This is a genomic window from Pseudomonas rhizoryzae, from assembly GCF_005250615.1.
Lineage (GTDB): Bacteria > Pseudomonadota > Gammaproteobacteria > Pseudomonadales > Pseudomonadaceae > Chryseomonas > Chryseomonas rhizoryzae.
Genome location: NZ_SULM01000018.1, coordinates 26,230 through 51,588, shown reverse-complemented (window position 1 = coordinate 51,588; position 25,359 = coordinate 26,230). Strand labels below are relative to the sequence as shown.

At 63.2% G+C, this 25,359-nt stretch carries 21 protein-coding genes and 2 tRNA genes; 21 read left to right on the top strand and 2 right to left on the bottom strand.

The window, feature by feature from the left end; translation table 11 throughout:
* The first annotated feature begins 27 nt into the window (after positions 1–27).
* The 5 genes from carA to FAZ11_RS22690 are packed head-to-tail and all read left to right on the top strand — an operon-like array spanning position 28 to position 5,988.
* Entirely contained in the window at positions 28–1,164 is a 1,137-nt protein-coding gene (gene carA / locus FAZ11_RS22710; RefSeq protein ID WP_058766921.1) for a glutamine-hydrolyzing carbamoyl-phosphate synthase small subunit, read from the top strand.
* A 21-nt stretch (positions 1,165–1,185) separates the two neighbouring features.
* Complete coding sequence (gene leuE / locus FAZ11_RS22705; RefSeq protein WP_058764341.1) at positions 1,186–1,842, top strand: leucine efflux protein LeuE; 657 nt, start codon at positions 1,186–1,188, stop codon at positions 1,840–1,842.
* Between the two features lie 21 nt (positions 1,843–1,863).
* Positions 1,864–5,085: a carbamoyl-phosphate synthase large subunit gene (gene carB, locus FAZ11_RS22700; RefSeq protein WP_058766923.1), complete on the top strand. Its 3,222-nt coding sequence runs from the start codon at positions 1,864–1,866 to the stop codon at positions 5,083–5,085.
* Positions 5,082–5,558, top strand: a complete 477-nt coding sequence (gene greA / locus FAZ11_RS22695; protein WP_058764336.1) for a transcription elongation factor GreA — start codon at positions 5,082–5,084, stop codon at positions 5,556–5,558. The genes carB and greA overlap by 4 nt, the downstream gene beginning before the upstream one ends.
* Entirely contained in the window at positions 5,536–5,988 is a 453-nt protein-coding gene (locus FAZ11_RS22690) for a hypothetical protein (protein WP_058764335.1), read from the top strand. The genes greA and FAZ11_RS22690 overlap by 23 nt, the downstream gene beginning before the upstream one ends.
* Here FAZ11_RS22690 and yhbY read toward each other — a convergent pair.
* Positions 5,976–6,287: a ribosome assembly RNA-binding protein YhbY gene (gene yhbY, locus FAZ11_RS22685; RefSeq protein ID WP_058764332.1), complete on the bottom strand. Its 312-nt coding sequence runs from the start codon at positions 6,285–6,287 to the stop codon at positions 5,976–5,978. The genes FAZ11_RS22690 and yhbY overlap by 13 nt on opposite strands.
* A gap of 466 nt (positions 6,288–6,753) precedes the next feature.
* Between yhbY and ftsH the strand changes: the two genes are divergently transcribed.
* From ftsH to pnp, 14 genes are all read left to right on the top strand, one after another.
* Positions 6,754–8,673, top strand: coding sequence for an ATP-dependent zinc metalloprotease FtsH (gene ftsH, locus FAZ11_RS22680; RefSeq protein ID WP_058764330.1), 1,920 nt, complete (start codon positions 6,754–6,756; stop codon positions 8,671–8,673).
* Between the two features lie 7 nt (positions 8,674–8,680).
* Positions 8,681–9,538: a dihydropteroate synthase gene (gene folP / locus FAZ11_RS22675; protein ID WP_058773781.1), complete on the top strand. Its 858-nt coding sequence runs from the start codon at positions 8,681–8,683 to the stop codon at positions 9,536–9,538.
* A 5-nt stretch (positions 9,539–9,543) separates the two neighbouring features.
* The gene (gene glmM, locus FAZ11_RS22670) at positions 9,544–10,881 is read left to right on the top strand and encodes a phosphoglucosamine mutase (protein ID WP_058773782.1); all 1,338 of its coding nucleotides are present in this window, start codon (positions 9,544–9,546) and stop codon (positions 10,879–10,881) included.
* A gap of 66 nt (positions 10,882–10,947) precedes the next feature.
* Positions 10,948–11,706: a triose-phosphate isomerase gene (gene tpiA / locus FAZ11_RS22665; RefSeq protein ID WP_058773783.1), complete on the top strand. Its 759-nt coding sequence runs from the start codon at positions 10,948–10,950 to the stop codon at positions 11,704–11,706.
* The gene (gene secG, locus FAZ11_RS22660) at positions 11,706–12,086 is read left to right on the top strand and encodes a preprotein translocase subunit SecG (RefSeq protein ID WP_058764320.1); all 381 of its coding nucleotides are present in this window, start codon (positions 11,706–11,708) and stop codon (positions 12,084–12,086) included. Before tpiA ends, secG begins: the two co-directional genes overlap by 1 nt.
* Positions 12,087–12,102: 16 nt before the next feature.
* Positions 12,103–12,188, top strand: a tRNA-Leu gene (locus FAZ11_RS22655).
* Positions 12,189–12,273: 85 nt separating this feature from the next.
* Positions 12,274–12,350, top strand: a tRNA-Met gene (locus FAZ11_RS22650).
* Between the two features lie 128 nt (positions 12,351–12,478).
* On the top strand, positions 12,479–12,937 hold the full coding sequence (gene rimP, locus FAZ11_RS22645; protein ID WP_058764318.1) for a ribosome maturation factor RimP: 459 nt from the start codon (positions 12,479–12,481) through the stop codon (positions 12,935–12,937).
* A gap of 49 nt (positions 12,938–12,986) precedes the next feature.
* Positions 12,987–14,459 (top strand): transcription termination factor NusA, encoded by a 1,473-nt coding sequence (gene nusA / locus FAZ11_RS22640; RefSeq protein WP_058764316.1) that lies wholly within the window; start codon positions 12,987–12,989, stop codon positions 14,457–14,459.
* Positions 14,460–14,485: 26 nt separating this feature from the next.
* Positions 14,486–17,044, top strand: a complete 2,559-nt coding sequence (gene infB / locus FAZ11_RS22635) for a translation initiation factor IF-2 (RefSeq protein ID WP_058773784.1) — start codon at positions 14,486–14,488, stop codon at positions 17,042–17,044.
* 132 nt (positions 17,045–17,176) lie between these two features.
* Positions 17,177–17,560 carry a 30S ribosome-binding factor RbfA gene (gene rbfA / locus FAZ11_RS22630; RefSeq protein ID WP_058766928.1) on the top strand — a complete coding sequence of 128 codons (384 nt, stop codon included), beginning with the start codon at positions 17,177–17,179 and terminating at the stop codon, positions 17,558–17,560.
* Between the two features lies 1 nt (position 17,561).
* On the top strand, positions 17,562–18,476 hold the full coding sequence (truB, locus tag FAZ11_RS22625; protein WP_058764309.1) for a tRNA pseudouridine(55) synthase TruB: 915 nt from the start codon (positions 17,562–17,564) through the stop codon (positions 18,474–18,476).
* Between the two features lie 93 nt (positions 18,477–18,569).
* The gene (gene rpsO / locus FAZ11_RS22620; RefSeq protein WP_058764308.1) at positions 18,570–18,839 is read left to right on the top strand and encodes a 30S ribosomal protein S15; all 270 of its coding nucleotides are present in this window, start codon (positions 18,570–18,572) and stop codon (positions 18,837–18,839) included.
* Positions 18,840–19,013: 174 nt separating this feature from the next.
* A complete protein-coding gene (gene pnp, locus FAZ11_RS22615; RefSeq protein WP_058764306.1) occupies positions 19,014–21,116 on the top strand; it encodes a polyribonucleotide nucleotidyltransferase in 2,103 nt (700 codons plus the stop codon).
* A gap of 326 nt (positions 21,117–21,442) precedes the next feature.
* Here the strand turns inward: pnp and FAZ11_RS22610 are convergent, their stop codons facing one another.
* Complete coding sequence (locus FAZ11_RS22610; protein ID WP_058764304.1) at positions 21,443–22,327, bottom strand: LysR substrate-binding domain-containing protein; 885 nt, start codon at positions 22,325–22,327, stop codon at positions 21,443–21,445.
* Between the two features lie 117 nt (positions 22,328–22,444).
* Between FAZ11_RS22610 and amaB the strand changes: the two genes are divergently transcribed.
* Positions 22,445–23,935 carry an L-piperidine-6-carboxylate dehydrogenase gene (gene amaB / locus FAZ11_RS22605; RefSeq protein ID WP_058773785.1) on the top strand — a complete coding sequence of 497 codons (1,491 nt, stop codon included), beginning with the start codon at positions 22,445–22,447 and terminating at the stop codon, positions 23,933–23,935.
* A gap of 26 nt (positions 23,936–23,961) precedes the next feature.
* The gene (amaA, locus tag FAZ11_RS22600) at positions 23,962–25,239 is read left to right on the top strand and encodes an L-pipecolate oxidase (RefSeq protein ID WP_058773786.1); all 1,278 of its coding nucleotides are present in this window, start codon (positions 23,962–23,964) and stop codon (positions 25,237–25,239) included.
* The last annotated feature ends 120 nt before the right edge of the window (positions 25,240–25,359 follow it).

Genomic DNA, 25,359 nt, shown 5'->3' with positions numbered 1-25,359 from the left:
GCCAAGGCTTGATTTTCGGAGGTCTTCTTGACTAAGCCAGCCATACTCGCACTTGCCGATGGCAGCATCTTTCGCGGTGAATCCATCGGTGCCGACGGCCACACGGTCGGCGAAGTGGTGTTCAACACCGCCATGACCGGCTACCAGGAAATCCTGACCGATCCTTCCTATGCGAAGCAGATCGTCACCCTGACCTATCCGCACATCGGCAACACCGGCACCACGCCGCAGGATGGCGAGGCCGCCCAGGTCTGGGCCGCCGGGCTGATCATCCGCGATCTGCCGCTGCTGGCCAGTAACTGGCGCAACAAGCAGTCGCTGCCGGAGTACCTCCAGGAAAACGGCACCATCGCCATCGCCGGCATCGATACCCGTCGCCTGACCCGCATCCTCCGCGAGAAGGGCGCCCAGGATGGCTGCATCCTCACTGGCGCGGACGCCACCGAAGAGCGCGCCTTGGAACTGGCGCGCGCCTTCCCCGGCCTCAAGGGCATGGACCTGGCCAAGGAAGTCAGCGTCAAGGAACGCTACGAGTGGCGTTCCAGCGTCTGGTCGCTGGAGACCGACAGCCATGCCGAGATCCCGGCCGAACAGCTGCCCTATCACGTGGTGGCCTTCGACTACGGCGTCAAGCTGAACATCCTGCGCATGCTGGTAGCCCGTGGCTGCCGCATCACCGTGCTGCCGGCCCAGACCCCGGCCAGCGAAGCTCTAGCGCTGCAACCCGACGGCATCTTCCTGGCCAACGGCCCGGGCGATCCCGAGCCCTGCGACTATGCCATCAAGGCCATTCAGGACGTCCTGGAAACCGAGATCCCGGTATTCGGCATCTGCCTGGGCCATCAGCTGCTGGCGCTGGCTTCCGGCGCCAAGACGGTGAAGATGCCCAATGGTCACCACGGCGCCAACCATCCGGTGCAGGATCTCGACAGTGGCGTGGTGATGATCACCAGCCAGAACCATGGTTTCGCCGTGGACGAGGCCAGCCTGCCGGCCAACGTACGTGCCACCCACAAGTCGCTGTTCGACGGCACCCTGCAGGGCATCGAGCGCACCGACAAGGTCGCCTTCAGCTTCCAGGGTCACCCCGAGGCGAGCCCCGGTCCGCACGACGTGGCGCCGCTGTTCGACAAGTTCATCCAGGCCATGGCGGCGCGCCGCTAAGACGGGAGGAGGGTAAGGCTCATGCTGGCGAATCTGGGTGTCATCGACTTCTGGACCTACGTGGTCGGGACCCTGTTCGTCATCCTGTTGCCCGGACCCAACTCCTTCTTCGTGCTCGCCACCAGCGCTCAGCGCGGCATTCGCAGCGGCTACCAGGCGGCCTCGGCCGTGTTTCTCGGTGATGCCGTGCTGATGCTGCTTTCGGCCCTGGGTGTGGCATCGCTGCTCAAGGCGGAGCCGCTGTTCTTCCAGATCCTCAAGTATCTGGGCGCGGCCTACCTGTTCTACCTCGGCTGGAGCATGCTGCGTGGCGGACTCAAGTCCTGGCGCAGCCCGGCTCAGGGCCAGGCCGAGGCGACCCTGCGCGAAGACGTCCACCAGCCGTTCCGCAAGGCGCTGCTGCTGAGCCTGTCGAACCCGAAGGCGATCCTGTTCTTCGTCTCCTTCTTCATCCAGTTCGTGGACCCCGGTTATGCCCATCCGGCGCTGTCCTTTCTGGTGTTGGGCGCGGTACTGGAAGCGATCAGCTTCTGCTACCTGTCGTTCCTGATTTTCTGTGGTGTGCGCCTGGCGGCCTGGTTCCGTCAGCGGCGTCGCCTCAGCGCAAGCGCCACCGGTGGCGTCGGCGCCCTGTTCGTGGGGTTCGGTGTGAAGTTGGCCACCGCGACCCTGACCTGATTACCTGCATTCGAGAAGCCCATGCCTAAGCGTACAGACATCAAGAGCATCCTGATCCTCGGGGCCGGCCCCATCGTCATCGGCCAGGCCTGCGAGTTCGACTATTCCGGCGCCCAGGCCTGCAAGGCCCTGCGCGAGGAAGGCTTCCGCGTCATCCTGGTGAACTCCAACCCGGCCACCATCATGACCGATCCGGCTATGGCCGACGCCACCTACATCGAGCCGATCAAGTGGGCCACCGTGGCCAAGATCATCGAGAAGGAGCGCCCCGACGCCCTGCTGCCGACCATGGGCGGCCAGACCGCGCTGAACTGCGCCCTGGATCTGGAACGTCATGGCGTGCTGGAGAAATTCGGCGTCGAGATGATCGGTGCCAATGCCGACACCATCGACAAGGCCGAGGACCGCTCGCGCTTCGACAAGGCCATGAAGGACATCGGCCTGGCCTGCCCGGTCTCGGGCATCGCCCACACCATGGAAGAAGCCTATGGCGTGCTGGAGAAGGTCGGCTTCCCCTGCATCATCCGTCCGTCCTTCACCATGGGCGGCACCGGTGGCGGCATCGCCTACAACCGTGAAGAGTTCGAGGAAATCTGTACCCGTGGTCTGGACCTATCGCCGACCAACGAGCTGCTGATCGACGAATCCCTGATCGGCTGGAAGGAATACGAGATGGAGGTGGTCCGTGACAAGAAGGACAACTGCATCATCGTCTGCTCCATCGAGAACTTCGATCCCATGGGCGTGCACACTGGTGACTCCATCACCGTGGCTCCGGCCCAGACGCTGACCGACAAGGAATACCAGATCATGCGCAACGCCTCCCTGGCGGTGCTGCGTGAGATCGGCGTCGAGACCGGCGGCTCCAACGTCCAGTTCGGCATCTGCCCGAACACCGGCCGTATGGTGGTGATCGAGATGAACCCGCGGGTATCGCGTTCGTCGGCCCTGGCGTCCAAGGCCACCGGCTTCCCCATCGCCAAGATCGCCGCCAAGCTGGCCGTCGGCTACACCCTGGACGAGCTGCAGAACGACATCACCGGCGGTCGCACCCCGGCCTCCTTCGAGCCGGCCATCGACTACGTGGTCACCAAGATCCCGCGCTTCGCCTTCGAGAAATTCCCCAAGGCCGATGCCCGTCTGACCACCCAGATGAAGTCCGTGGGCGAGGTCATGTCCATCGGTCGCACCTTCCAGGAATCCCTGCAGAAAGCCCTGCGCGGCCTGGAAGTCGGCGTGGTCGGCTTCGATCCCAAGTTGGATCCGGCCGATCCCGAAGCCGACGGCACCCTCAAGCGCGAGCTGACCGTGCCGGGCGCCGATCGCATCTGGTACATCGGTGACGCCTTCCGCCAGGGCTACAGCCTGGACAAGGTCTTCGAGCTGACCCGTATCGACCCCTGGTTCCTGGTGCAGATTGAAGACCTGATCAAGGACGAGGAGCGCATCAAGACCCTGGGTCTGGCCGATCTCGACTACGACCTGATGCGCAAGCTCAAGCGCAAGGGCTTCTCCGATGCGCGCCTGGCCAAGCTGCTCGGCGTCACCGAGAAGAACCTGCGTGCCCATCGCCACAAGCTCAAGGTGCTGCCGGTGTACAAGCGGGTGGACACCTGCGCCGCCGAGTTCGCCACCGACACCGCCTACCTCTACTCCACCTACGAGGAAGAGTGCGAGGCCAAGCCCAGCGGTCGCGACAAGATCATGATCCTCGGCGGTGGTCCCAACCGTATCGGCCAGGGCATCGAGTTCGACTACTGCTGCGTGCACGCGGCCCTGGCCATGCGTGAAGACGGCTACGAGACCATCATGGTCAACTGCAACCCCGAGACCGTCTCCACCGACTACGACACCTCCGATCGCCTGTTCTTCGAGCCGGTGACCCTGGAGGACGTACTTGAGATCGTCCGCGTCGAGCAGCCCAAGGGCGTCATCGTCCAGTACGGCGGCCAGACCCCGCTCAAGCTCTGCCGCGCCCTGGAAGAAGCCGGTGTGCCCATCATCGGCACCAGCCCCGACGCCATCGACCGCGCCGAAGACCGCGAGCGCTTCCAGCAGATGGTGCAGCGCCTGAACCTGCGCCAGCCGGCCAACGCCACTGCGCGCAGCGAAGACGAAGCCCTGGCCCTGTCGAAGAACATCGGCTACCCGATGGTGGTCCGTCCGTCCTACGTGCTGGGCGGCCGGGCGATGGAAATCGTCTACCAGGAAGAAGAACTCAAGCGCTACATGCGCGAAGCCGTGAAGGTGTCCAACGACAGCCCGGTGCTGCTCGACCACTTCCTCAACTGCGCCATCGAGGTGGACGTGGATGCGGTGTGCGACGGCCAGACCGTGGTGATCGGCGCCATCATGCAGCACATCGAACAGGCCGGCGTGCACTCCGGTGACTCCGCCTGCTCGCTGCCGCCCTATTCGCTGCCCAAGCACATCCAGGACGAGATCCGCGAGCAGGTCAAGAAGATGGCCCTGGAACTCGGCGTGATCGGTCTGATGAACGTGCAGATGGCCGTGCAGGGTGAAGATATCTACGTCATCGAGGTCAACCCGCGCGCCTCCCGGACCGTACCCTTCGTCTCCAAGTGCATCGGCGAGTCCCTGGCCAAGGTGGCCGCTCGCGTCATGGCCGGCAAGACCCTGGCCGAAGTGGGCTTCACCCAGGAAATCATCCCGCCGTTCTTCAGCGTCAAGGAAGCGGTGTTCCCCTTCAACAAGTTCCCGGGCGTCGACCCCATCCTCGGCCCGGAGATGAAGTCCACCGGCGAGGTGATGGGTGTCGGCGACAGCTTCGGCGAAGCCTTCGCCAAGGCCCAGCTGGGTGCCAACGAGATCCTGCCGAACTCCGGTTGCGCCTTCATCAGCGTGCGTGATGATGACAAGCCCGAAGCCGTGCAGGTCGCCCGCGATCTAGTCGGTCTGGGCTTCGAGGTGGTCGCCACCGCCGGTACCGCCCGGGTGATCGAGGCCGCCGGCTTGCCGGTGCGGCGCGTGAACAAGGTGACCGAAGGCCGTCCTCATGTGGTCGACATGATCAAGAACGATGAAGTCACCCTGATCATCAACACCACCGAAGGCCGGCAGTCCATTGCCGATTCCTACTCGATCCGTCGCAACGCGCTGCAGCACAAGCTCTGCTGCACAACCACCATTGCCGGCGGCCAGGCCATTTGCGAAGCTTTGAAATTCGGCGCCGAGAAGACCGTGCGCCGGCTGCAAGATCTGCATGCAGGAGTTAAGGCATGACCAAGTACCCCATGACCGTCCAGGGCGCCCGCGCCCTGGAAGAGGAGCTGAAGCACCTCAAGACCGAGCTGCGCCCGCAGATCACCCAGGCCATCGCCGAAGCCCGCGAGCTGGGTGACCTCAAGGAAAACGCCGAATACCACGCCGCCCGCGAACAGCAGGGCATGGTCGAGGCGCGCATCCGCGATATCGAAGGGCGTCTGCAGAACGCCCAGGTGATCGACGTCACCGCCTTGCCGCATACCGGCAAGGTGATCTTCGGTACCACCGTGGAGATCGCCAACACCGAAACCGATGAAGCCGTGACCTACCAGATCGTGGGTGACGACGAGGCGGACATCAAGCAGGGCAAGCTGTCGGTGGGCTCGCCCATCGCCCGCGCCCTGATTGGCAAGGAAGAAGGGGACGTGGTGCTGGTGAAGACCCCGGGTGGCGATGTCGAATACGAAATTGTCGCCGTCCGCCACGTCTGATCGGCGCACCGGAGGCTGGCTCGCCAGGCTGCTCGCCGCTGCCTGGCAGCTGGCCCAGGTGTTCTGGGTCGGCCCACTGGTTGCCCTGCACCTCTGTATCCCGGTGGCGCTCGCCCAGGCGGGCTGGGCGCCGCTACTGATCCAGTCCGGGCGCGAAGAATTGCTGCGCATGATGCTCAGCGCCGCGGCCGGTGGCGTCTTCACCCAGGCTGTGGTGCTGGTATGGTGGGCGGGCTTCACGGCCCTCTGGCGTGACCTGCGCGGCCAACTGCTGCTGGCCAGTGCGCTGGCCGTAGTCCTGCAAAACGAGCTGGCGCGCTTGTGGAGCGGACCGACCGCCCTGGCCGGCTACGTGGTTTTGCTGCTCTGTGGTCTGATCCTGGTACTGCAGCCCGTTCCCGGGCGCTCCCCTGGGGCTCAGACGGTATAGCGCACCACGTTGGACAGATTGCGGTTCTGTTCACGCGCCTTTCGATAGATCAGTGCCATCTTGCCGATCACCTGCACCAACTCGGCCTTGCTCGACGCACAGAGTTCGTCGATCAGGGCACGACGGTCTTCACGCTCGGTGACGGCCAGCTTGATCTTGATCAGTTCGTGATCGTTCAGGGCGCGGTCGAGCTCACCCAGCACGCCTTCGCTCAGGCCGTTCTCGCTGATGGTGACCACCGGCTTGAGTTGATGACCAATCGCCTTGAACCGCTTTTTGTGCTCGTTGTTGAGCGCCATAATTCACCCCAGATAAAAGCCGCACAGTTTATCCCAGCTGTCCTGTGCCGCCCAGCGATACGCGAAAACTTACCCTGGCGTGATCCCGAACCGGCACGCGAGAGCCAAAGGAGCACTTCGGTCCCTCCTGCGTCAGGCTAGCGCAGAAGGGCGCCTGCCGCGACGATCGCCGGCAGGCCTTGTTATTTCTCGCGGCGCCCCCATATGACTGGCCAGAATGCGGTGGGCCAAACACGCCACAGGTCGCGCGAGCAGTCTCTATTGGGTCGCGATTTCAGGGGCGATTGAGAGAATTGATGGCCGCAACATCTGCCTTGGCATAGAGTCAAAGGCAGAAGACTCATATAGCGTTACAGACGATGTCTGCCGTGGGCCAGGCTTTGTGTAGTAACTTACCGGTCACTGCCGGTTTCGCTTCGAACGGTTTACCCACGAAACCGGCGCAGAGGGTAGTCAATTGAACGATATGGCAAAGAATCTGATCCTGTGGCTGATCATCGCTGCGGTGCTCGTCACCGTGATGAACAACTTCTCCAGCCCCAACGAACCCCAGACGCTCAACTACTCCGACTTCATCCAGCAGGTGAAGGACGGGCAGATTCAGAGCGTGACCGTGGATGGCTATGTCATCACTGGCAAGCATCGTGACGGCGATCCCTTCAAGACCATACGTCCAGCGATCCAGGACAATGGCCTGATCGGCGATCTGGTCAACAACAACGTCACCATCACCGGCAAGCAGCCTGAACAGCAGAGCATCTGGACTCAACTGCTGGTTGCCAGCTTCCCGATCCTGGTGATCATCGCGGTGTTCATGTTCTTCATGCGCCAGATGCAGGGAGGCGCGGGCGGTCGTGGTGGGCCCATGAGCTTCGGCAAGAGCAAGGCGCGGCTACTTTCGGAAGATCAGGTCAAGACCACCTTCGCTGACGTCGCCGGCTGCGACGAGGCTAAGGAAGAGGTCACCGAGCTGGTGGAATTCCTGCGCGATCCCGGCAAGTTCCAGCGCCTGGGTGGCCGAATTCCCCGTGGCGTCCTGATGGTCGGCTCGCCCGGTACCGGTAAGACGCTGCTGGCCAAGGCCGTCGCCGGTGAGGCCAAGGTACCCTTCTTCACCATTTCCGGTTCGGATTTCGTCGAGATGTTCGTCGGTGTCGGCGCCAGCCGGGTCCGTGACATGTTCGATCAGGCCAAGAAGCATGCCCCCTGCATCATCTTCATCGACGAGATCGACGCCGTTGGTCGCCATCGTGGCAACGGTATGGGCGGTGGTCACGACGAGCGTGAGCAGACCCTGAACCAACTGCTGGTCGAGATGGACGGCTTCGAGATGAATGATGGCATCATCGTCATCGCGGCCACCAACCGTCCCGACGTCCTCGATCCGGCATTGCTGCGCCCCGGTCGTTTCGACCGCCAAGTGGTGGTCGGCCTGCCGGACATTCGTGGTCGCGAGCAGATCCTCAAGGTTCACATGCGCAAGGTGCCGGTCGGCGAGCGTGTGGACGCCGCCGTCATTGCTCGTGGTACTCCGGGATTCTCTGGTGCGGACCTCGCCAACTTGGTCAACGAAGCCTCGCTGTTCGCCGCTCGTGCCAATAAGCGCATCGTCGACATGCGCGAGTTCGAGCTGGCCAAGGACAAGATCATGATGGGCGCCGAGCGCAAGACCATGGTCATGTCCGAGAAGGAGAAGCGCAACACCGCTTACCACGAAGCCGGTCATGCCATCGTCGGTCGTCTGGTGCCCGAGCATGATCCGGTCTACAAGGTCTCCATCATTCCCCGTGGCCGCGCCTTGGGTGTAACCATGTTCCTGCCCGAGGAAGATCGCTACAGCCTGTCCAAGCGAGCCTTGGAAAGCCAGATATGCTCGCTGTTCGGTGGCCGTATCGCCGAAGAGATGACCCTGGGCTTCGAGGGCGTCACCACCGGTGCTTCCAACGACATCATGCGTGCTACCTCCCTGGCGCGGAACATGGTGACCAAGTGGGGGCTGTCCGAGAAACTCGGCCCGCTGCTGTATGGCGAGGAAGAGAACGAAGGCTACCTGGGTCGCTCGGGTGGCGGTGGCAACGGCAACATGTCGGGTGAAACCGCCAAGCTCATCGATCTGGAAATCCGTCGCATCATCGATGACTGCTACAACACCGCCAAGCGCATGCTCGACGAGAACCGTGACAAGCTCGAACTCATGGCCGATGCCCTGATGAAATACGAGACCATCGATTCCGACCAGATCGACGACATCATGGCTGGCAAGGTCCCGCGCGAACCGCGTGACTGGCATGATCGTGGCGGTCCGACTGGGGATGCGCCTGCATCGCCGCAGAGCGGTAGTGATCGTCCTGAAACACCCCTCGGCGGTCCGGCCGGAGAGCACTGATACCTCCATGTTCAATCCGTTTCCTTCGACCCGATTGCCTTGCGGCAATCGGGTTCTTGTTTTTGATGTGCCCAAGGTCATGGGCATTCTCAATGTAACCCCCGACTCTTTTTCCGACGGTGGTCGCTACACAGCGGTCGACGCCGCTTTGCAGCATGCCGAACGAATGGTCGCTGCCGGTGCGGCTATCATCGATGTCGGTGGCGAATCCACGCGCCCAGGTGCGCCGGCGGTATCCACTGCGGAAGAGCTTGATCGCGTCGTCCCGGTGGTCGAGGCGATCGCCCGCGAGCTCGATGTCGTCATCTCGGTGGATACTTCAACGCCCGAGGTCATGCGTGAGAGTGCGCGGGTGGGCGCTGGCCTGATCAACGACGTGCGCTCGCTGCGCCGTCCGGGTGCTCTCGAGGCTGCTGCTGCTACCGATCTGGCGGTCTGCCTCATGCATATGCGCGGCGAGCCGAGCACCATGCAGCAGTCGCCCGTCTATGGCGATGTGGCTGGTGAGGTTGCATGCTTTCTCGCCGAACAGGTTGCGCGCTGTGAGGCAGCAGGCATTTCCCGCGAGCGTCTGGTACTGGATCCAGGCTATGGCTTCGCCAAGACCCTGGAGCACAATCTCGAGCTATTTCGGCGGCAGCCCGAGTTGCTCACCTTTGGGCTACCCTTGCTGGTGGGTGTCTCGCGCAAAAGTATGATCGGCGCGGTCACTGGACGGTCAGTGGAGGGGCGCTTGGCGGGTAGCTTGGCCTTGGCGGCTCTGGCGCTGACCAAGGGGGCCCAGATCCTCAGGGTCCATGACGTGGCGGAAACGGTGGACGTGGTGAAGATGATCGCCGCGGTCGAAGGCTTCAGGCAGGAATAGAACTGATGGCAAGAAAGTATTTCGGAACCGACGGCATTCGCGGCAAGGTCGGGCAGTATCCCATCACCCCGGATTTCATGCTCAAGCTGGGCTGGGCGGCGGGTATCGCCTTCCGCAGTCGCGGCGGCTGCCGAGTGCTGGTAGGCAAGGACACCCGTATCTCGGGCTACATGTTCGAATCCGCCCTGGAGGCCGGTCTCTCTGCTGCAGGGGCGGATGTCATGCTGCTCGGCCCCATGCCGACGCCGGGTATCGCCTACCTGACGCGGACCTTCCAGGCCAGTGCCGGCATCGTCATCAGTGCCTCGCACAATCCCTACTACGACAATGGCATCAAATTCTTTTCTGGCGCCGGCACCAAGCTGCCCGATGAGCTCGAGACCATGATCGAGGAGCTGCTCGATACGCCCATGACCGTGGTCGACTCGGCCCGTATCGGCAAGGTTTCGCGCATCAACGATGCCGCCGGCCGCTATATCGAATTCTGCAAGAGCAGCGTGCCCGCTGGTACCAGCTTCGCCGGCATGAAGATCGTCCTGGATTGTGCCAATGGTGCCACCTACAAGATTGCACCCAGCGTCTTCCGCGAGCTGGGTGCGGACGTCAGTGTGCTGGCCGTCCAGCCCGATGGCCTCAACATCAACAAGGATTGCGGTTCCACCCATCTCGACGGCCTGCAGCAGGCAGTGCTCGATCAGCATGCCGACATCGGTATCGCCTTCGACGGCGACGGTGACCGAGTGCTCATGGTGGACCATACCGGCGCTGCGGTGGATGGCGACGAGCTGCTCTATCTGATCGCTCGTGACCTCAAGCGCCGTGGTCGGCTTGAGGGTGGGGTGGTCGGTACCCTGATGAGCAACCTAGGTCTCGAGCTGGGATTGGCCGAGCTGGATATTCCCTTCGTGCGGGCCAAGGTCGGTGATCGCTATGTCATGGCGGAGCTGCTGGAGCGCAACTGGGTGCTGGGTGGCGAGAATTCCGGTCACGTGGTCTGCTGTCAGTACACCACCACCGGCGATGCCACCATCGCAGCTCTGCAGGTCCTCATTGCTCTGCGCAATGCGGGCCAGACCCTGGCCCAGGCGCGCATGGCCCTGCGCAAGTGCCCGCAGGTGCTGATCAATGTGCGCTTCGGTGGCGGCCAGGACCCCCTGGAAAATCCGCGGGTCAAGCAAGCCAGTGCCGAAGTCACCGAAAAAATGGCGGGCAAGGGGCGCGTCCTGCTGCGCAAGTCCGGTACCGAGCCGCTGCTGCGGGTGATGGTCGAGGGTGAGAACGAGCGCGAGGTGCGTGCTCATGCCGAAGCCCTGGCTCAATTGATAACCGAGGTATGTGCTTGATTTGCTTGCATGCCTGTTTTCGATTGATTAATATCTGCGCCCACTTCGCTCCCTGAGGTAAAACGCATGCGTCGTTCCCTGGTTGCCGGTAACTGGAAAATGCATGGCTCACTGCAGAGTGTGTCGGCGTTGGTCACGGGCTTGAAAGGGTTGGACGGTATTGCGGGTGTCGATGTCGTGGTCATTCCGACATTGGTGCATCTGCCTGGGGTGGCTGAAGCGCTGGCGGCGACATCGCTGGCGATCGGAGCTCAGACCTGTGCTCCTGTCGCGGGTGAGAAGGCCCTGACTGGCGAGGTTTCCTCGACGCAGTTGGTGGAGTTCGGTTGCCGGTACGTGCTGGTGGGTCACTCAGAGCGACGCGCTCTGTTGGGCGAAGATGATGCGGTGGTAGCGAAGAAATTCGCGGCCATTCAAGAGGCGGGAATGATCCCCGTGCTCTGCGTCGGCGAGACACGCGAAGAGCGCGAAGCCGAGCGCACGCTGGATGTGGTGGGTGGCCAGCTGAAGGCGGTCATCGATGCGGCTGGTGTGGCTGCCTTTGCCAATGCTGTCGTGGCATACGAGCCGGTTTGGGCGATAGGCACCGGACTCACCGCCACGCCGGAACAGGCGCAAGAGGTTCATGCGGCAATTCGCGCCCTGGTGCGCGAGGCCGATGCTGAAGTCGCAGAAGGGCTTCAGTTGCTGTATGGCGGTAGCGTAAAAGCCGCCAATGCTGCCGAATTGTTCGGCATGCCGGATATCGATGGGGGGCTGGTAGGTGGAGCCTCCCTGAATGCTGAAGAATTCAGTGCGATTTGCCGCGCTGCGGGACGTGGATAATGTTGGAAACGGCAATTGTAGTGATCCACCTGCTGATGGCGCTGGGCCTTATCGTGCTGGTGTTGATGCAGCAGGGCAAGGGTGCCGAAGCGGGTGCGTCCTTCGGTGCGGGTGCCTCGGGTACCGTCTTCGGTAGTCAAGGTTCTGCTACCTTTTTGAGTCGCTTTACTGCTATACTAGCCGCGGTTTTTTTCGCGACTAGCCTGGCGCTGGGCTACTACGCCAAAGATCGTGCGCTGGGTCTGCGTGAGATGGGTCTGCCCACTCAGCCAGTCCAACAGGCTCCTCAGCCGAAGCAGGATGGTAACGATGTTCCCTTGACGCAGCCGCGTGCTGCTCAGGGCGGTACTTCCGGGGACGTACCTCAGGAGTCCAAGTAAGTTTCAAAGGTTTCATGCCGAAGTGGTGGAATTGGTAGACACGCTATCTTGAGGGGGTAGTGGCCACAGGCTGTATGGGTTCGAGTCCCATCTTCGGCACCAAATAGCAAAGACGTCCTGCAGGACGCGGCGAGAGAGTTGGTTGACTCCTAGAGTTCAGTTGAATATACTCTCGCTCCAGCTTTGACGCGGGGTGGAGCAGTCTGGTAGCTCGTCGGGCTCATAACCCGAAGGTCGTTGGTTCAAATCCAGCCCCCGCAACCAGTTTTTTAAAGCCCCTTTTTAGGGGCTTTTTGTTGGCTGGACAGTTCGGGTCGCGCTTTCTTGTGCAGACCTCTTAGGGATGGGCGTAATGCCCATTTTTTATTCTCCAAAAAACGCGAGGCAATCAGGTGTCGAGCAAGCTAGAACAGTTGCAGGCCTTGCTGGCCCCCGTCGTCGAGGCGCTTGGCTACGTCTGCTGGGGTGTCGAGTACATCTCCCAGGGGCGGCATTCGCTACTGCGCGTCTATATCGATCATCCCAACGGCATTCTCGTGGAAGATTGCGAGAAGGTCAGTCGCCAAGTCAGTGGCGTGCTCGATGTGGAAGATCCCATCACCAATGAATACACCCTCGAGGTGTCTTCCCCCGGTATGGATAGACCCCTGTTCACGCTGGAGCAATTCGCAGCCCACGTCGGTGAGCAGGTGAAGATCAAACTTCGGTCGCCCTTCGAAGGGCGACGTAATTTCCAGGGTTTGCTGCGCGGTGTGGAAGACCAGGACGTCGTGGTGCAGGTGGATGAGCATGAATACCTGCTACCCATCGAGATGATCGACAAGGCCAACGTCGTTCCCCGTTTCGAGTGATTTGAGCGCGAGACCGCGGATCCCAAGGATTGCGAATACGAGGCGTAAGATGAGCAAAGAAGTTCTGCTGGTAGTGGAATCTGTTTCGAACGAGAAGGGTGTTCCACCCGGCGTCATCTTCGAGGCACTGGAGTTGGCACTCGCCACGGCTACCAAGAAACGCTACGAAGAAGATGTGGATCTGCGGGTGTCGATCAACAGACACAACGGCAGCTACGAAACCTTCCGCCGCTGGACCGTGGTGGAGGATCAAGATTATCAACTGCCTGATTCGCATCTGACGGTGGAAGACGCGCAGGAAGAGCATCCTGGCGCCAAGGCCGGTGATGTGATCGAAGAAAAGATCGAGTCCATCGAATTCGGTCGCATCGCCGCCCAGACCGCCAAGCAGGTGATCGTGCAGAAGGTGCGCGAAGCCGAGCGGGCTCAGGTGGTGGATGCCTACCGTGAGAAGGTCGGTGAGATCATCTCGGGTACCGTCAAGAAGGTTACCCGTGACAGCGTGATCGTCGATCTGGGCAACAATGCCGAGGCCTTGCTGCCGCGCGAGCACATCATTCCCCGCGAGACCTTCCGCATGGGCGTGCGTCTGCGCGCGCTGCTCAAGGAGATTCGTACGGAGAACCGCGGTCCTCAGCTGATGCTGTCGCGTACCGATCCGCAGATGCTGATCGAGCTGTTCCGCATCGAGGTGCCGGAGATATCCGAGCAATTGATCGATGTGATGGCCGCTGCCCGTGATCCCGGGTCCCGGGCCAAGATCGCCGTTCGCTCCAAGGACAAGCGCATCGATCCCCAGGGCGCCTGCATCGGCATGCGCGGTTCGCGCGTCCAGGCGGTGTCCGGAGAGCTGGGTGGAGAACGGGTCGATATCGTCCTGTGGGACGACAACCCCGCGCAGTTCGTCATCAATGCCATGGCTCCGGCTGAAGTCGCGTCGATCATCGTCGACGAAGACAGCCGCACCATGGACATCGCCGTGGCCGAGGACAACCTGGCCCAGGCCATTGGTCGTGGTGGTCAGAACGTTCGCCTGGCCAGCCAACTGACCGGTTGGACGCTCAACGTGATGACCGAAGCGGACATCAACGCCAAGCAGCAGGCTGAGACAGGCGACATCATCCAGCGCTTCATCGACGAGTTGGATGTCGACGAGGAACTGGCCCAGGTACTGGTGGAAGAAGGCTTCACCTCCCTTGAGGAAGTGGCCTATGTCCCCATGGAAGAGATGCTCAACATCGATGGTTTCGATGAGGACATCGTCAATGAGCTGCGGACGCGGGCGAAAGATCGTCTGCTGACCCGTGCCATCGCAACTGAAGAACAGAAGAGCCCCAGCGAAGATCTGTTGACCCTCGACGGCATGGATCCCCAGCTCGCCAATGCGCTGGCCCAGCGTGGTGTGGTGAATCGCGAAGAGCTCGCCGAGCAGTCGATCGACGACCTGCTCGACATCAACGGCATGACCGAAGAGCGTGCCGGCAAGCTGATCATGGCTGCCCGTGCCCATTGGTTCGAGTAAGCGGCGCAGTCTGAGGAGAGAAGTGCATGACGCAAGTCACGGTGAAAGAACTGGCCCAAACGGTCAATACGCCGGTGGAACGTCTGCTACAGCAGATGCGCGAGGCAGGTCTGACGCACAGTAGTGCCGAGCAGCTGGTGAGCGATGCGGAAAAGCAGGCGCTGCTGACGCATCTGAAGGGGACGGCGAAGCTCGATGAGCCCAGCAAGATCACCCTGCAGCGCAAGACCCAGACCACGCTGAAAGTGGCCGGCAGCAAGACGGTAAGTGTCGAGGTGCGCAAGAAGAAGACCTTCGTCAAGCGTAGCCCGGCCGAGCTCGAAGCCGAGCAGCGCCGCGAGCAGGAAGCCCAGCGCGCGGCTGAAGAGGCCGCCGCACAGGCCCAGGCCGCGGAAGAAGCTCAGCGCGCCGCCGAAGAGGCTGCGCGGCAGCAGGCCGAAGTCGCCGCCGCACAAGCCGAGCAGCAGGCGGTAGCCGCCGAAGCCGTTGCGCCTGCCGCTCCGGAAGCGCCGGCCGTGGTCGCCGAGCAGCCGCCCGTTGCCGAGCCTGCCGCCGAAGCGAAGAAAGCGGATCCCACTGCCGAGCGCAAGCGTGAAGAGCCGCGTCGTCCGGTACACCCTGCGCCCAGCAGCAAGCGTGACGATGACGAGCGCCGCGAGCGCAAGAATGCCCAGCACCGCCCGTCCATCAAGGACAAGGCCGCGGCTCCCCGTACCGTACGCACTGGCGACGACGAGGAGGAGGGCTTCGGCCGGCGTGGCGGTCGCGGTGGCAAGTCGCGACTCAAGAAGCGAAACCAACACGGGTTCCAGAGCCCGACAGGACCTGTAGTGCGCGAAGTCAATCTAGGCGAAACCATCACCGTCGCCGAGCTTGCTCAGCAGATGTCGGTAAAGGCCGCCGAAGTCATCAAGTTCATGTTCAAGATGGGGTCTCCCGCCACCATCAACCAGGTGCTCGACCGTGATACGGCGCAGCTGGTGGCCGAAGAGCTGGGCCACAAGGTCAAGCTGGTCAACGAGAACGCCCTGGAAGATCAACTGGCCGAGTCCCTCAAGTTCGAGGGTGGTGAGGCCATGCACCGTGCGCCGGTGGTGACCGTCATGGGTCACGTCGACCATGGTAAGACCTCGCTGCTGGACTACATCCGTCGCGCCAAGGTCGCTTCGGGCGAGGCCGGTGGCATCACCCAGCACATCGGTGCCTACCACGTGGAAACCGAGCGTGGCATGGTCACCTTCCTGGATACCCCTGGCCACGCGGCGTTCACCGCCATGCGTGCTCGTGGTGCCCAGGCTACCGACATCGTCATCCTGGTCGTCGCGGCCGATGACGGCGTCATGCCGCAGACCGAGGAAGCCATCCAGCACGCCAAGGCGGCGGGTGTACCCATCGTCGTGGCGGTCAACAAGGTCGACAAGCCCGACGCCGATCCGGATCGCGTCAAGCATGATCTGGCCGGTCGTCAGGTCATCCCGGAAGAGTGGGGCGGCGACACCCAGTTCGTGCACGTCTCGGCCAAGGCCGGTACCGGTGTGGACGAGCTGCTGGAAGCCATCCTGCTGCAGGCCGAGGTTCTCGAACTGACCGCTACTCCGGAAGCGCCCGGTCGCGGTGTGGTCATCGAATCCCGCCTGGACAAGGGCCGTGGTCCGGTCGCTACCGTGCTGGTGCAGAACGGCACCCTGCGCCAGGGCGACATGGCGCTGGTCGGCGTCAACTATGGCCGTATCCGCGCCATGCTCGACGAGAACGGCAAGCCGATCAAGGAAGCTGGTCCGTCCATTCCGGTCGAGATCCTCGGCCTCGACGGCACCCCGGATGCCGGTGACGAACTCACCGTGCTGACCGACGAGAAGAAGGCCCGTGAAGTGGCGCTGTTCCGTCAGGGCAAGTTCCGCGAGGTCAAGCTGGCCCGCGCTCACGCTGGCAAGCTCGAGAACATCTTCGAGAACATGGGCCAGGACGAGAAGAAGACTCTCAACATCGTGCTCAAGGCCGATGTGCGCGGTTCGCTCGAAGCGCTCCAGGGTTCGCTGTCCGGTCTGGGCAACGACGAAGTCCAGGTGCGGGTGGTCGGCGGCGGTGTCGGTGGTATCACCGAGAGCGATGCCAACCTGGCGCTGGCCTCCAATGCCGTACTGTTCGGCTTCAACGTCCGGGCCGATGCCGGGGCGCGGAAGATCGTCGAGCAGGAAGGCCTCGACATGCGCTACTACAACGTCATCTACGACATCATCGAAGATGTGAAGAAGGCGCTGACCGGCATGCTGGGCAGTGACGTCCGGGAGAACATCCTGGGTATCGCCGAAGTGCGTGACGTCTTCCGTTCGCCCAAGTTCGGCGCGGTCGCTGGCTGCATGGTCACCGAGGGCATGGTGCACCGCAACCGTCCGATCCGCGTACTGCGCGAGGACGTGGTCATCTTCGAAGGCGAGCTGGAATCCCTGCGTCGCTTCAAGGATGACGTGGCCGAGGTACGGGCCGGCATGGAGTGCGGTATCGGCGTGAAGAGCTACAACGACGTCCGCGTCGGCGACAAGATCGAAGTGTTCGAGAAGGTCCAGGTAGCCCGTTCGCTGTAACGGCGACTCCGCCTCAGGACGGCAGGTCGCGGGTCTGGCAGAGGGTTGCCAGGCTCGGACTTGCCGTTCGCGTTTCCAAGATTCATGGCTGGCAGGCCTGGTGTCTGCGGCCTTTCGTACGAGAGTTTCGACATGGCCAAAGAATTCAGCCGTACCCAGCGCATCGGCGATCAGATGCAGCGTGAACTGGCACTGCTGATCCAGCGCGAGATCAAGGATCCGCGACTGGGCATGGTGACCATCACCGGTGTGGACGTCGCCCGCGACCTGTCCCATGCCAAGGTGCACATCACGGTCCTGGGCAAGGACGACGACGCCGAGGCGATCAAGCAGAATCTCGGCATTCTCAAGGACGCCGCCGGTTTCCTGCGTCAGCAGTTGGGCCGGGTGATGAAGCTGCGGACCATCCCGCAACTGAGCTTCCAGTACGACGAGAGCATCCGTCGCGGTGCCCAGTTGTCGGCCCTGATCGAGCGGGCGGTCGCCGAAGACCGTCGTCACGAAGGGGAGGAATAGGGTGGCCCAGGTCAAGCGTATTCGCCGGCAGGTGCATGGCGTGCTGGTACTGGACAAGCCCCGCGGCTTTTCCTCCAATGCCGCCTTGCAGAAGGTCCGCTGGCTGCTCAACGCCGAGAAGGCGGGACATACCGGCAGTCTCGATCCCCTGGCCACCGGCGTGCTGCCGCTGTGCTTCGGTGAGGCGACCAAGTTTTCCCAGTACCTGCTGGACGCCGACAAGGGCTACAGCACCGTGGCGCAGCTCGGCGTCACCACCACCACCGGTGATGCCGAGGGTGAAGTGTTGGAGCGACGGGCGGTCAATGTGGACGAAGCGACCATCCAGGCGGCCTTGCCAGCCTTTCGCGGTGAGATAGAGCAGATTCCGCCGATGTACTCGGCGCTCAAGCGCGATGGCCAGCCGCTCTACAAGCTGGCACGTGCCGGTGAAGTAGTGGAGCGCGAGGCGCGTTCTGTTACTATTGCCCGTCTGGAACTCCTGGCGTTGCAAGAAGATCGCGCGACGCTGGAAGTGGCCTGCAGCAAGGGGACCTATGTGCGCACCCTGGTCGAAGACCTCGGCGCCCGTCTCGGTTGCGGGGCTCACGTGGCTGAGTTGCGCCGTACCCAGGCCGGTCCCTTTGGCCTCGCCCAGGCGGTGAGCCTGGAAGAGTTGGAGGCAGCCCACGCTGAAGGCGGTGCCGAAGCGCTGGATCGCTTCCTGCTGCCGGTCGACAGCGGCCTGGAGCACTGGCCGCTGGTGCAGTTGACCCAGCACAGCGCCTACTACTGGTTGCACGGTCAGCCCGTGCGGGCGGCCAATGCGCCGAAATTCGGCTTGATGCGGGTGCAGGACGACCAGGGTCGTTTCATCGGCATCGGCGAAATGAATGACGAGGGGCAGGTTGCTCCCCGTAGACTGATTCGGTCCTAGACCGATACCGAGGGTGGCTGTCAGCAGGCACGGTCACACCTCTTTCCTTAAGCACGGGATATTTCCCGGCCTGTTCCTCAGAGGAGCCCTATCATGGCACTGAGCGTTGAAGACAAAGCCCAGATCGTAAACGAGTTCAAGCGCGCCGAAGGCGACACCGGTTCGCCGGAAGTGCAGGTTGCCCTGCTGTCCGCCAACATCGACAAGCTGCAAGGCCACTTCAAGGCCAACGGCAAGGACCACCACAGCCGTCGTGGTCTGATCCGTATGGTCAACCAGCGTCGTAAGCTGCTGGACTACCTGAAGTCCAAGGACACCACTCGTTACAGCGCACTGATCGCTCGCCTGGGCCTGCGTCGTTAAGACGATGCAGACCTGCTGCAAGCAGTCTGAAGCTGGAGGTCGGCTCGCGCCGGCCTCCGGCTTTTTTGCTTGAGAGGCTGACGAAATCGGCCTGCGTCACCCGGAGATCAGCGAGGGTCCGAATCCCTCTGGTCGCCACCGTTTCCCCCAAGGCAATAAAGAGAAGGAAAGACTGTGAATCCAGTAATCAAGCAATTCAAGTTCGGTGAGCAGAACTTCACCCTGGAAACCGGCCGTATCGCGCGCCAGGCTTCCGGTGCGGTGCTGGTCTCCACCGATGACGTCAGCGTGCTGGTCACCGTGGTCGGTGCCAAGCAGCCCGCCGCTGGCAAGGACTTCTTCCCGCTGTCCGTGCACTACCAGGAGAAGACCTACGCCGCGGGCCGTATCCCCGGTGGCTATTTCAAGCGTGAAGGCCGTCCTTCCGAGAAGGAAACCCTGACCTCGCGCCTGATCGATCGCCCGATCCGTCCGCTGTTCCCCGAAGGCTTCCTCAACGAAGTCCAGGTGGTCTGCACCGTGGTCAGCACCAACAAGAAGTCTGATCCGGACATCGCCGCCATGATCGGCACCTCCGCCGCCCTGGCCATCTCCGGCATCCCCTTCGCCGGCCCTATCGGTGCCGCGCGCGTGGGCTACCACAGCGAACTGGGCTACCTGCTGAACCCCAGCTACGAGCAGCTGCAGAGCTCCAGCCTGGACATGGTCGTGGCCGGTACCCGTGACGCCGTGCTGATGGTGGAATCCGAAGCCGACGAGCTGACCGAAGACCAGATGCTGGGTGGCGTGCTGTTCGCCCACGAAGAATTCCAGGTGGCCATCGAAGCCATCAGCCAGTTCGCCGCCGAAGCTGGCAAGCCGAGCTGGAACTGGCAGGCGCCTGCCGAGAACACCGCCCTGATCGAAGCCGTCAAGGCCGAGGTCGGCGAGGCCGTGTCCCGCGCTTACACCATCACCGTCAAGCAGGACCGCTATGCGGCCCTGGGTGCTCTGCGCGACCAGGCCGTCGCCAAGCTGGCCGGTGAGAACGGTCAGTACAGCGAAGCCGAGGTCAAGGAGACCTTTGGTCTGCTGGAATACCGCACCGTGCGCCAGAACATCGTCGACGGCAAGCCGCGTATCGACGGTCGCGACACCCGCACCGTACGCCCGCTGCAGATCGAAGTCGGCACCCTGAAGAAGACCCACGGTTCGGCGCTGTTCACCCGTGGCGAAACCCAGGCCCTGGTCACCGCGACCCTGGGCACCGCCCGTGACGCCCAGCTGCTGGACACTCTGGAAGGCGAGCGCCGCGACAGCTTCATGCTGCATTACAACTTCCCGCCCTTCTCGGTCGGCGAGTGCGGCCGCATGGGCAGCCCGGGCCGTCGCGAGATCGGCCATGGTCGTCTGGCCCGTCGTGGCATCCAGGCCATGCTGCCGACCCAGGAAGCCTTCCCCTACAGCATCCGCGTGGTCTCCGAGATCACCGAGTCCAACGGCTCCAGCTCCATGGCCTCGGTCTGCGGTGCCTCCCTGGCGCTGATGGACGCTGGTGTGCCGGTCAAGGCGCCGGTGGCCGGTATCGCCATGGGCCTGGTCAAGGAAGGCGAGAAGTTCGCCGTCCTGACCGACATCCTGGGTGACGAAGACCACCTGGGCGACATGGACTTCAAGGTGGCCGGTACCGCCAAGGGCGTCACCGCCCTGCAGATGGACATCAAGATCAATGGCATCACCGAAGAGATCATGGAGATCGCCCTGGAGCAGGCGCTGGAAGCGCGTCTGAATATCCTGGGTCAGATGAACCAGGTCATCTCCGAGTCGCGCGCCGAGCTGTCGGAAAATGCGCCGACCATGCTGTCGATGAAGATCGATCAGGACAAGATCCGTGACGTGATCGGCAAGGGTGGCGCCACCATCCGCGGTATCTGTGAAGAGACCAAGGCCTCGATCGACATCGAAGACGACGGCACCATCAAGATCTACGGCGAGACCCGCGAAGCCGCCGAGGCTGCCAAGCAGCGCGTGCTGGGCATCACTGCCGAAGCCGAGATCGGCAAGATCTACGTCGGCAAGGTGGAGCGCATCGTCGACTTCGGCGCCTTCGTCAACATCCTGCCGGGCAAGGATGGTCTGGTGCACATCTCGCAGATCAGCGATCAGCGCATCGAGAAGGTCACCGACGTCCTCAAGGAAGGTCAGGAAGTGAAGGTGCTGGTACTGGACGTGGACAACCGCGGCCGTATCAAGCTGTCGATCAAGGACGTAGCGGCGGCGGAAGCCTCCGGCGTCTGAGACGACCTCGTGTAAGAAAAGACCCGGCCTTGGCCGGGTTTTTTCGTTTCTAGTGGAGGTATCGGAGACCTTTGGATCGCGGCCATGCCGATGCGCCGTAGCGACCGCTCCTACAGGGGATGATGCCGCTATAGGAATACACCCGTAGCGTGGAAAACGGCGCGGCCTTTTCCACTGGAGATGTCGTGGCAAGAGCGTGCCCTCACCCCAACCCTCTCCCAAAGGGAGAGGGGGCTATCCGAGCAGGCGTTCAGTTCCATTAGCCCCGGCAAGATCGCGATAAACCGGCATGCCTCCCCCTGTAGGAGCGGGCCATGGTCCAGGCATTACGCCTTCTCGCGAATCCACTCGATGAAGCTACGTACCTTGGGCACCTCGGCCATCTGTTCCGGATAGGCCAACCAATAGGCATGGGGACTGGCCAGGCGATGAGGCCAGGCGAGTACCAGCCGGCCGGAGGCCAGTTCTTCGGCGACCAGGAATTCCGGTAGCAGCGCTACCCCACAGCCTTCCTGGGCGGCGCGGGCGCAGAGGGTGAAGGTGTCGAAGCGCGGGCCGTGGTGGCTGTGGACTTCTTCACGCCCGAGGCTGGCGTACCAGTCGTGCCAGGACTCCGGGCGGGTGGTGTTCTGCAGCAGGACGAAGTCCACCAGTTGCTCCGGTCCGGCGATGCCCTCGGCGGGCAGCAGATCCGGCGCGCAGACGGCGACCATGTGCTCGTGCAGCAGCAATTCGCACTCGGCTCCGGGCCAACTGCCATGGCCATAGAACAGCGCCACGTCATGCCGCGGATCGCGGAAATCCACCGGCTCCAGGGCGCTGGAAACATCCAGGTGGATATTGGGATGGCGCAGGCGCCAGCCCTTTAGGCGCGGCACCAGCCAGCGCTCGCCGAAGGTCGGTGGGGTAGCGACCCGCAGCACCTCGGTCTCGCCGCCATAGGATCTCAGGTAGCGTGCCGACATCTCCAACTGGTTGAGGATCTTGTCCACCTCGGCCAGGTAGAGGGCACCGGCCGGGGTCAGTTGGAGGCGCCGGCGGACGCGGCGGAACAGGCTGTGCTGCAGCAGATCCTCGAGCTGGGCGACCTGCTTGCTGACCGCGCTCTGGGTCAGCGCCAGTTCATCGGCCGCGCGGGTGAAGCTCAGGTGGCGCGCGACGGCTTCGAAGCACTGCATGGCGGTGATGGACGGCAGATGGCGACGTTGCATGACCCGGCTCGCGACATGAAAAAAGGGAATGATATGCCGAGCAAAGGTCGGTTGTCCGGGACCGCGACGCTGACCATACTCAAGGTCGATTCCTTCGATCTTCCTGGAGACCTCAGCATGAGCAAGGCCCTGTTGGAGCGCCTCGGCGTTCCTGCCCAGCGTTATACCCAAGGCGACCACCTGGTGCATTCGCCCATCGACGGCAGCCAGCTGGGCAGCGTTGCCCTGGAAAGCGCCGCCGAGGTGGAGCAGAAGATCTCCCGGGCCGAGCGGGCCTTCCAGGCCTGGCGTGCAGTACCGGCGCCGCGTCGTGGCGAACTGGTGCGGCTGCTCGGTGAAGAGCTGCGCGCGCACAAGGCCGATCTCGGTGAGCTGGTGTCCTGGGAAGCCGGCAAGATCACCCAGGAAGGCCTGGGTGAAGTGCAGGAGATGATCGATATCTGCGACTTCGCCGTCGGCCTGTCGCGCCAGCTCTATGGTCTGACCATCGCCTCCGAGCGCCCTGGCCACCATATGCGCGAAAGCTGGCAGCCGCTGGGGGTGGTAGGCATCATCAGCGCCTTCAACTTTCCGGTCGCGGTCTGGTCCTGGAATGCCGCGCTGGCACTGGTCTGTGGCAATCCGGTGATCTGGAAACCCTCGGAAAAGACCCCGCTGACCGCGCTGGCCTGCCAGGCGCTGTTCGAAAAAGCCTTGGCGCGTTTTGGCGATGCCCCGGCGGATCTCAGCCAGGTGATCATCGGTGATCGCGTGGCCGGTGAGGCCCTGGTAGACGATCCACGGGTGGCGCTGGTGAGCGCCACGGGTAGCACCCGTATGGGCCGCGAGGTAGGACCGCGGGTTGCGGCGCGCTTCGGTCGCAGCATCCTCGAACTGGGTGGCAACAATGCCATGATCCTCGCGCCGAGCGCCGATCTGGACATGGCGGTACGCGCCATCCTGTTCAGCGCCGTGGGTACCGCGGGGCAGCGCTGCACCACCCTGCGCCGGCTGATCGCCCATCGTTCGGTCAAGGACGAGATCGTCGCCCGGCTCAAGACCGCCTATGCCAAAGTCCGCATCGGCCATCCGCTGGAGGGCAACCTGATCGGCCCGCTGATCGACGCCGCCAGTTTCCACGCCATGCAGGGTGCGCTGGAGCAGGCGCGCGGCGAGGGCGGGGTGGTCTTCGGGGGTGAACGCCAACTGGCTGACCAGTATCCGCAGGCTTACTACGTGGCGCCGGCCATCGTCGAGATGCCGGAGCAGAGCGAAGCGGTGCGCCACGAGACCTTCGCGCCCATTCTCTATGTGCTGACCTACGACGACTTCGCCGAGGCGGTAGCGTTGAACAATGCCGTGCCTCAGGGCCTGTCGTCCTGCATCTTCACCACCGACGTGCGCGAGGCCGAGGCCTTCATGTCGGCCACCGGCAGTGACTGCGGCATCGCCAACGTCAACATCGGACCGAGCGGCGCTGAGATCGGCGGGGCCTTCGGTGGCGAGAAGGAAACCGGTGGCGGTCGTGAATCCGGTTCGGATGCCTGGAAGGCCTACATGCGCCGCCAGACCAACACCGTCAACTACTCGCGTGAACTGCCGCTGGCCCAGGGCATCGTCTTCGACTGAGTGGCTCACCAAGGAGCGCGCAGAGCATGCAGTTGCGTCAGGAGTGCCTGTGGGAGCGGCTGTATCCGGCGGTGCCGGGGGCGCCGCTGCAGGGTGAGATCGACACCGAGGTGTGCGTCATCGGGGGCGGCTTCACCGGTCTTTCCACCGGGCTGCACCTGGCGCAAGCCGGTCGCCGGGCGGTGGTATTGGAGGCCCAGGGCGTCGGCCATGGCGGCTCCGGGCGCAACGTCGGGCTGGTCAACGCCGGTATGTGGATCCCCCCGGATGAAGCGGTGGCCACCCTCGGCAGCGAGGTCGGCGAGCGCCTATTGTCTGTGATGGGCGATGCGCCGAGCCAGGTATTCGCCCTCATCGAGCGTTATGGCATCGATTGCCAGGCGCGCCGGGCCGGAACCCTGCACATGGCGCACAGCGCCAAGGGGCTGGCCGACCTGGGGCGGCGCGCGGAGCAGTGGCAACGTCGCGGTGCCCGAGTCGAGCTGCTGGAGGGCGAGGCCTGCTATACGGCGTGCGGGACGCGCGATATCAGCGGCGCCTTGCTCGATCACCGGGCGGGCACCCTGGTGCCCATGGGCTATGTGCAGGGCCTGGCCAAGGCATTGCGGCAGGAAGGTGGCCAGTTGTTCGAGCGAACCGCGGTGCGCCGGTTGCAACGCGTCGGCGAGCGCTGGCTGGTGGAAACCGCCCAGGGGCGGGTCTTGGCGGATCAGGTGGTCATCGCTTCCAATGCCTACACGGAAGGCGAATGGACCACCCTGCGTCAGCAGTTCTTCACCGGCTACTACTACCAAGTGGCTTCGCAGCCGCTGGGGCCGGAAGCGGACTTCATCCTGCCCCAGGGGCGGGGCTCCTGGGATACCCGCACGGTGCTGAGCAGCATTCGCCGCGATGCCGAGGGGCGCCTGTTGCTGGGCAGCCTCGGCAACATGGCGGGGCGCCCGGCAGGCTTCATCCGTGCCTGGGCGGATCGCATCCAACGGCATTACTTCCCGTCGCTGGGTCGCGTCGACTGGGAGTGCACCTGGACGGGTCGGATCGCCTTCACGCCCGATCACCTGATGCGGCTGTTCGAGCCGGCGCCGGGGTTGCTCGCAGTCACCGGCTACAACGGACGCGGGGTCACCACCGGCACGGTCGTGGGGCAGGCCTTTGCCCGTTATCTGTGCAGTGGTGATCGCCAGGAGCTGCCCATGCCGCTGGCCTCGCTCGACGCCAATCCGGTCGGGCAGTGGCGCAGCCTGCTGTACGAAGCCGGCTTCACCCTCTATCACGCCGGGCAGTGTTTGCGGGTCGTGCTCTGACAGCCGTCTGCGAGTGCCTGCCATGCTGGATCAGCGCCGCCCTGGCGCAGGAAAAGCGGCCGATTTGCGCATCTTGCGTTGGCAAATCGGCCGTTTCTTCAGGCCTTTCTCAAATCGCCG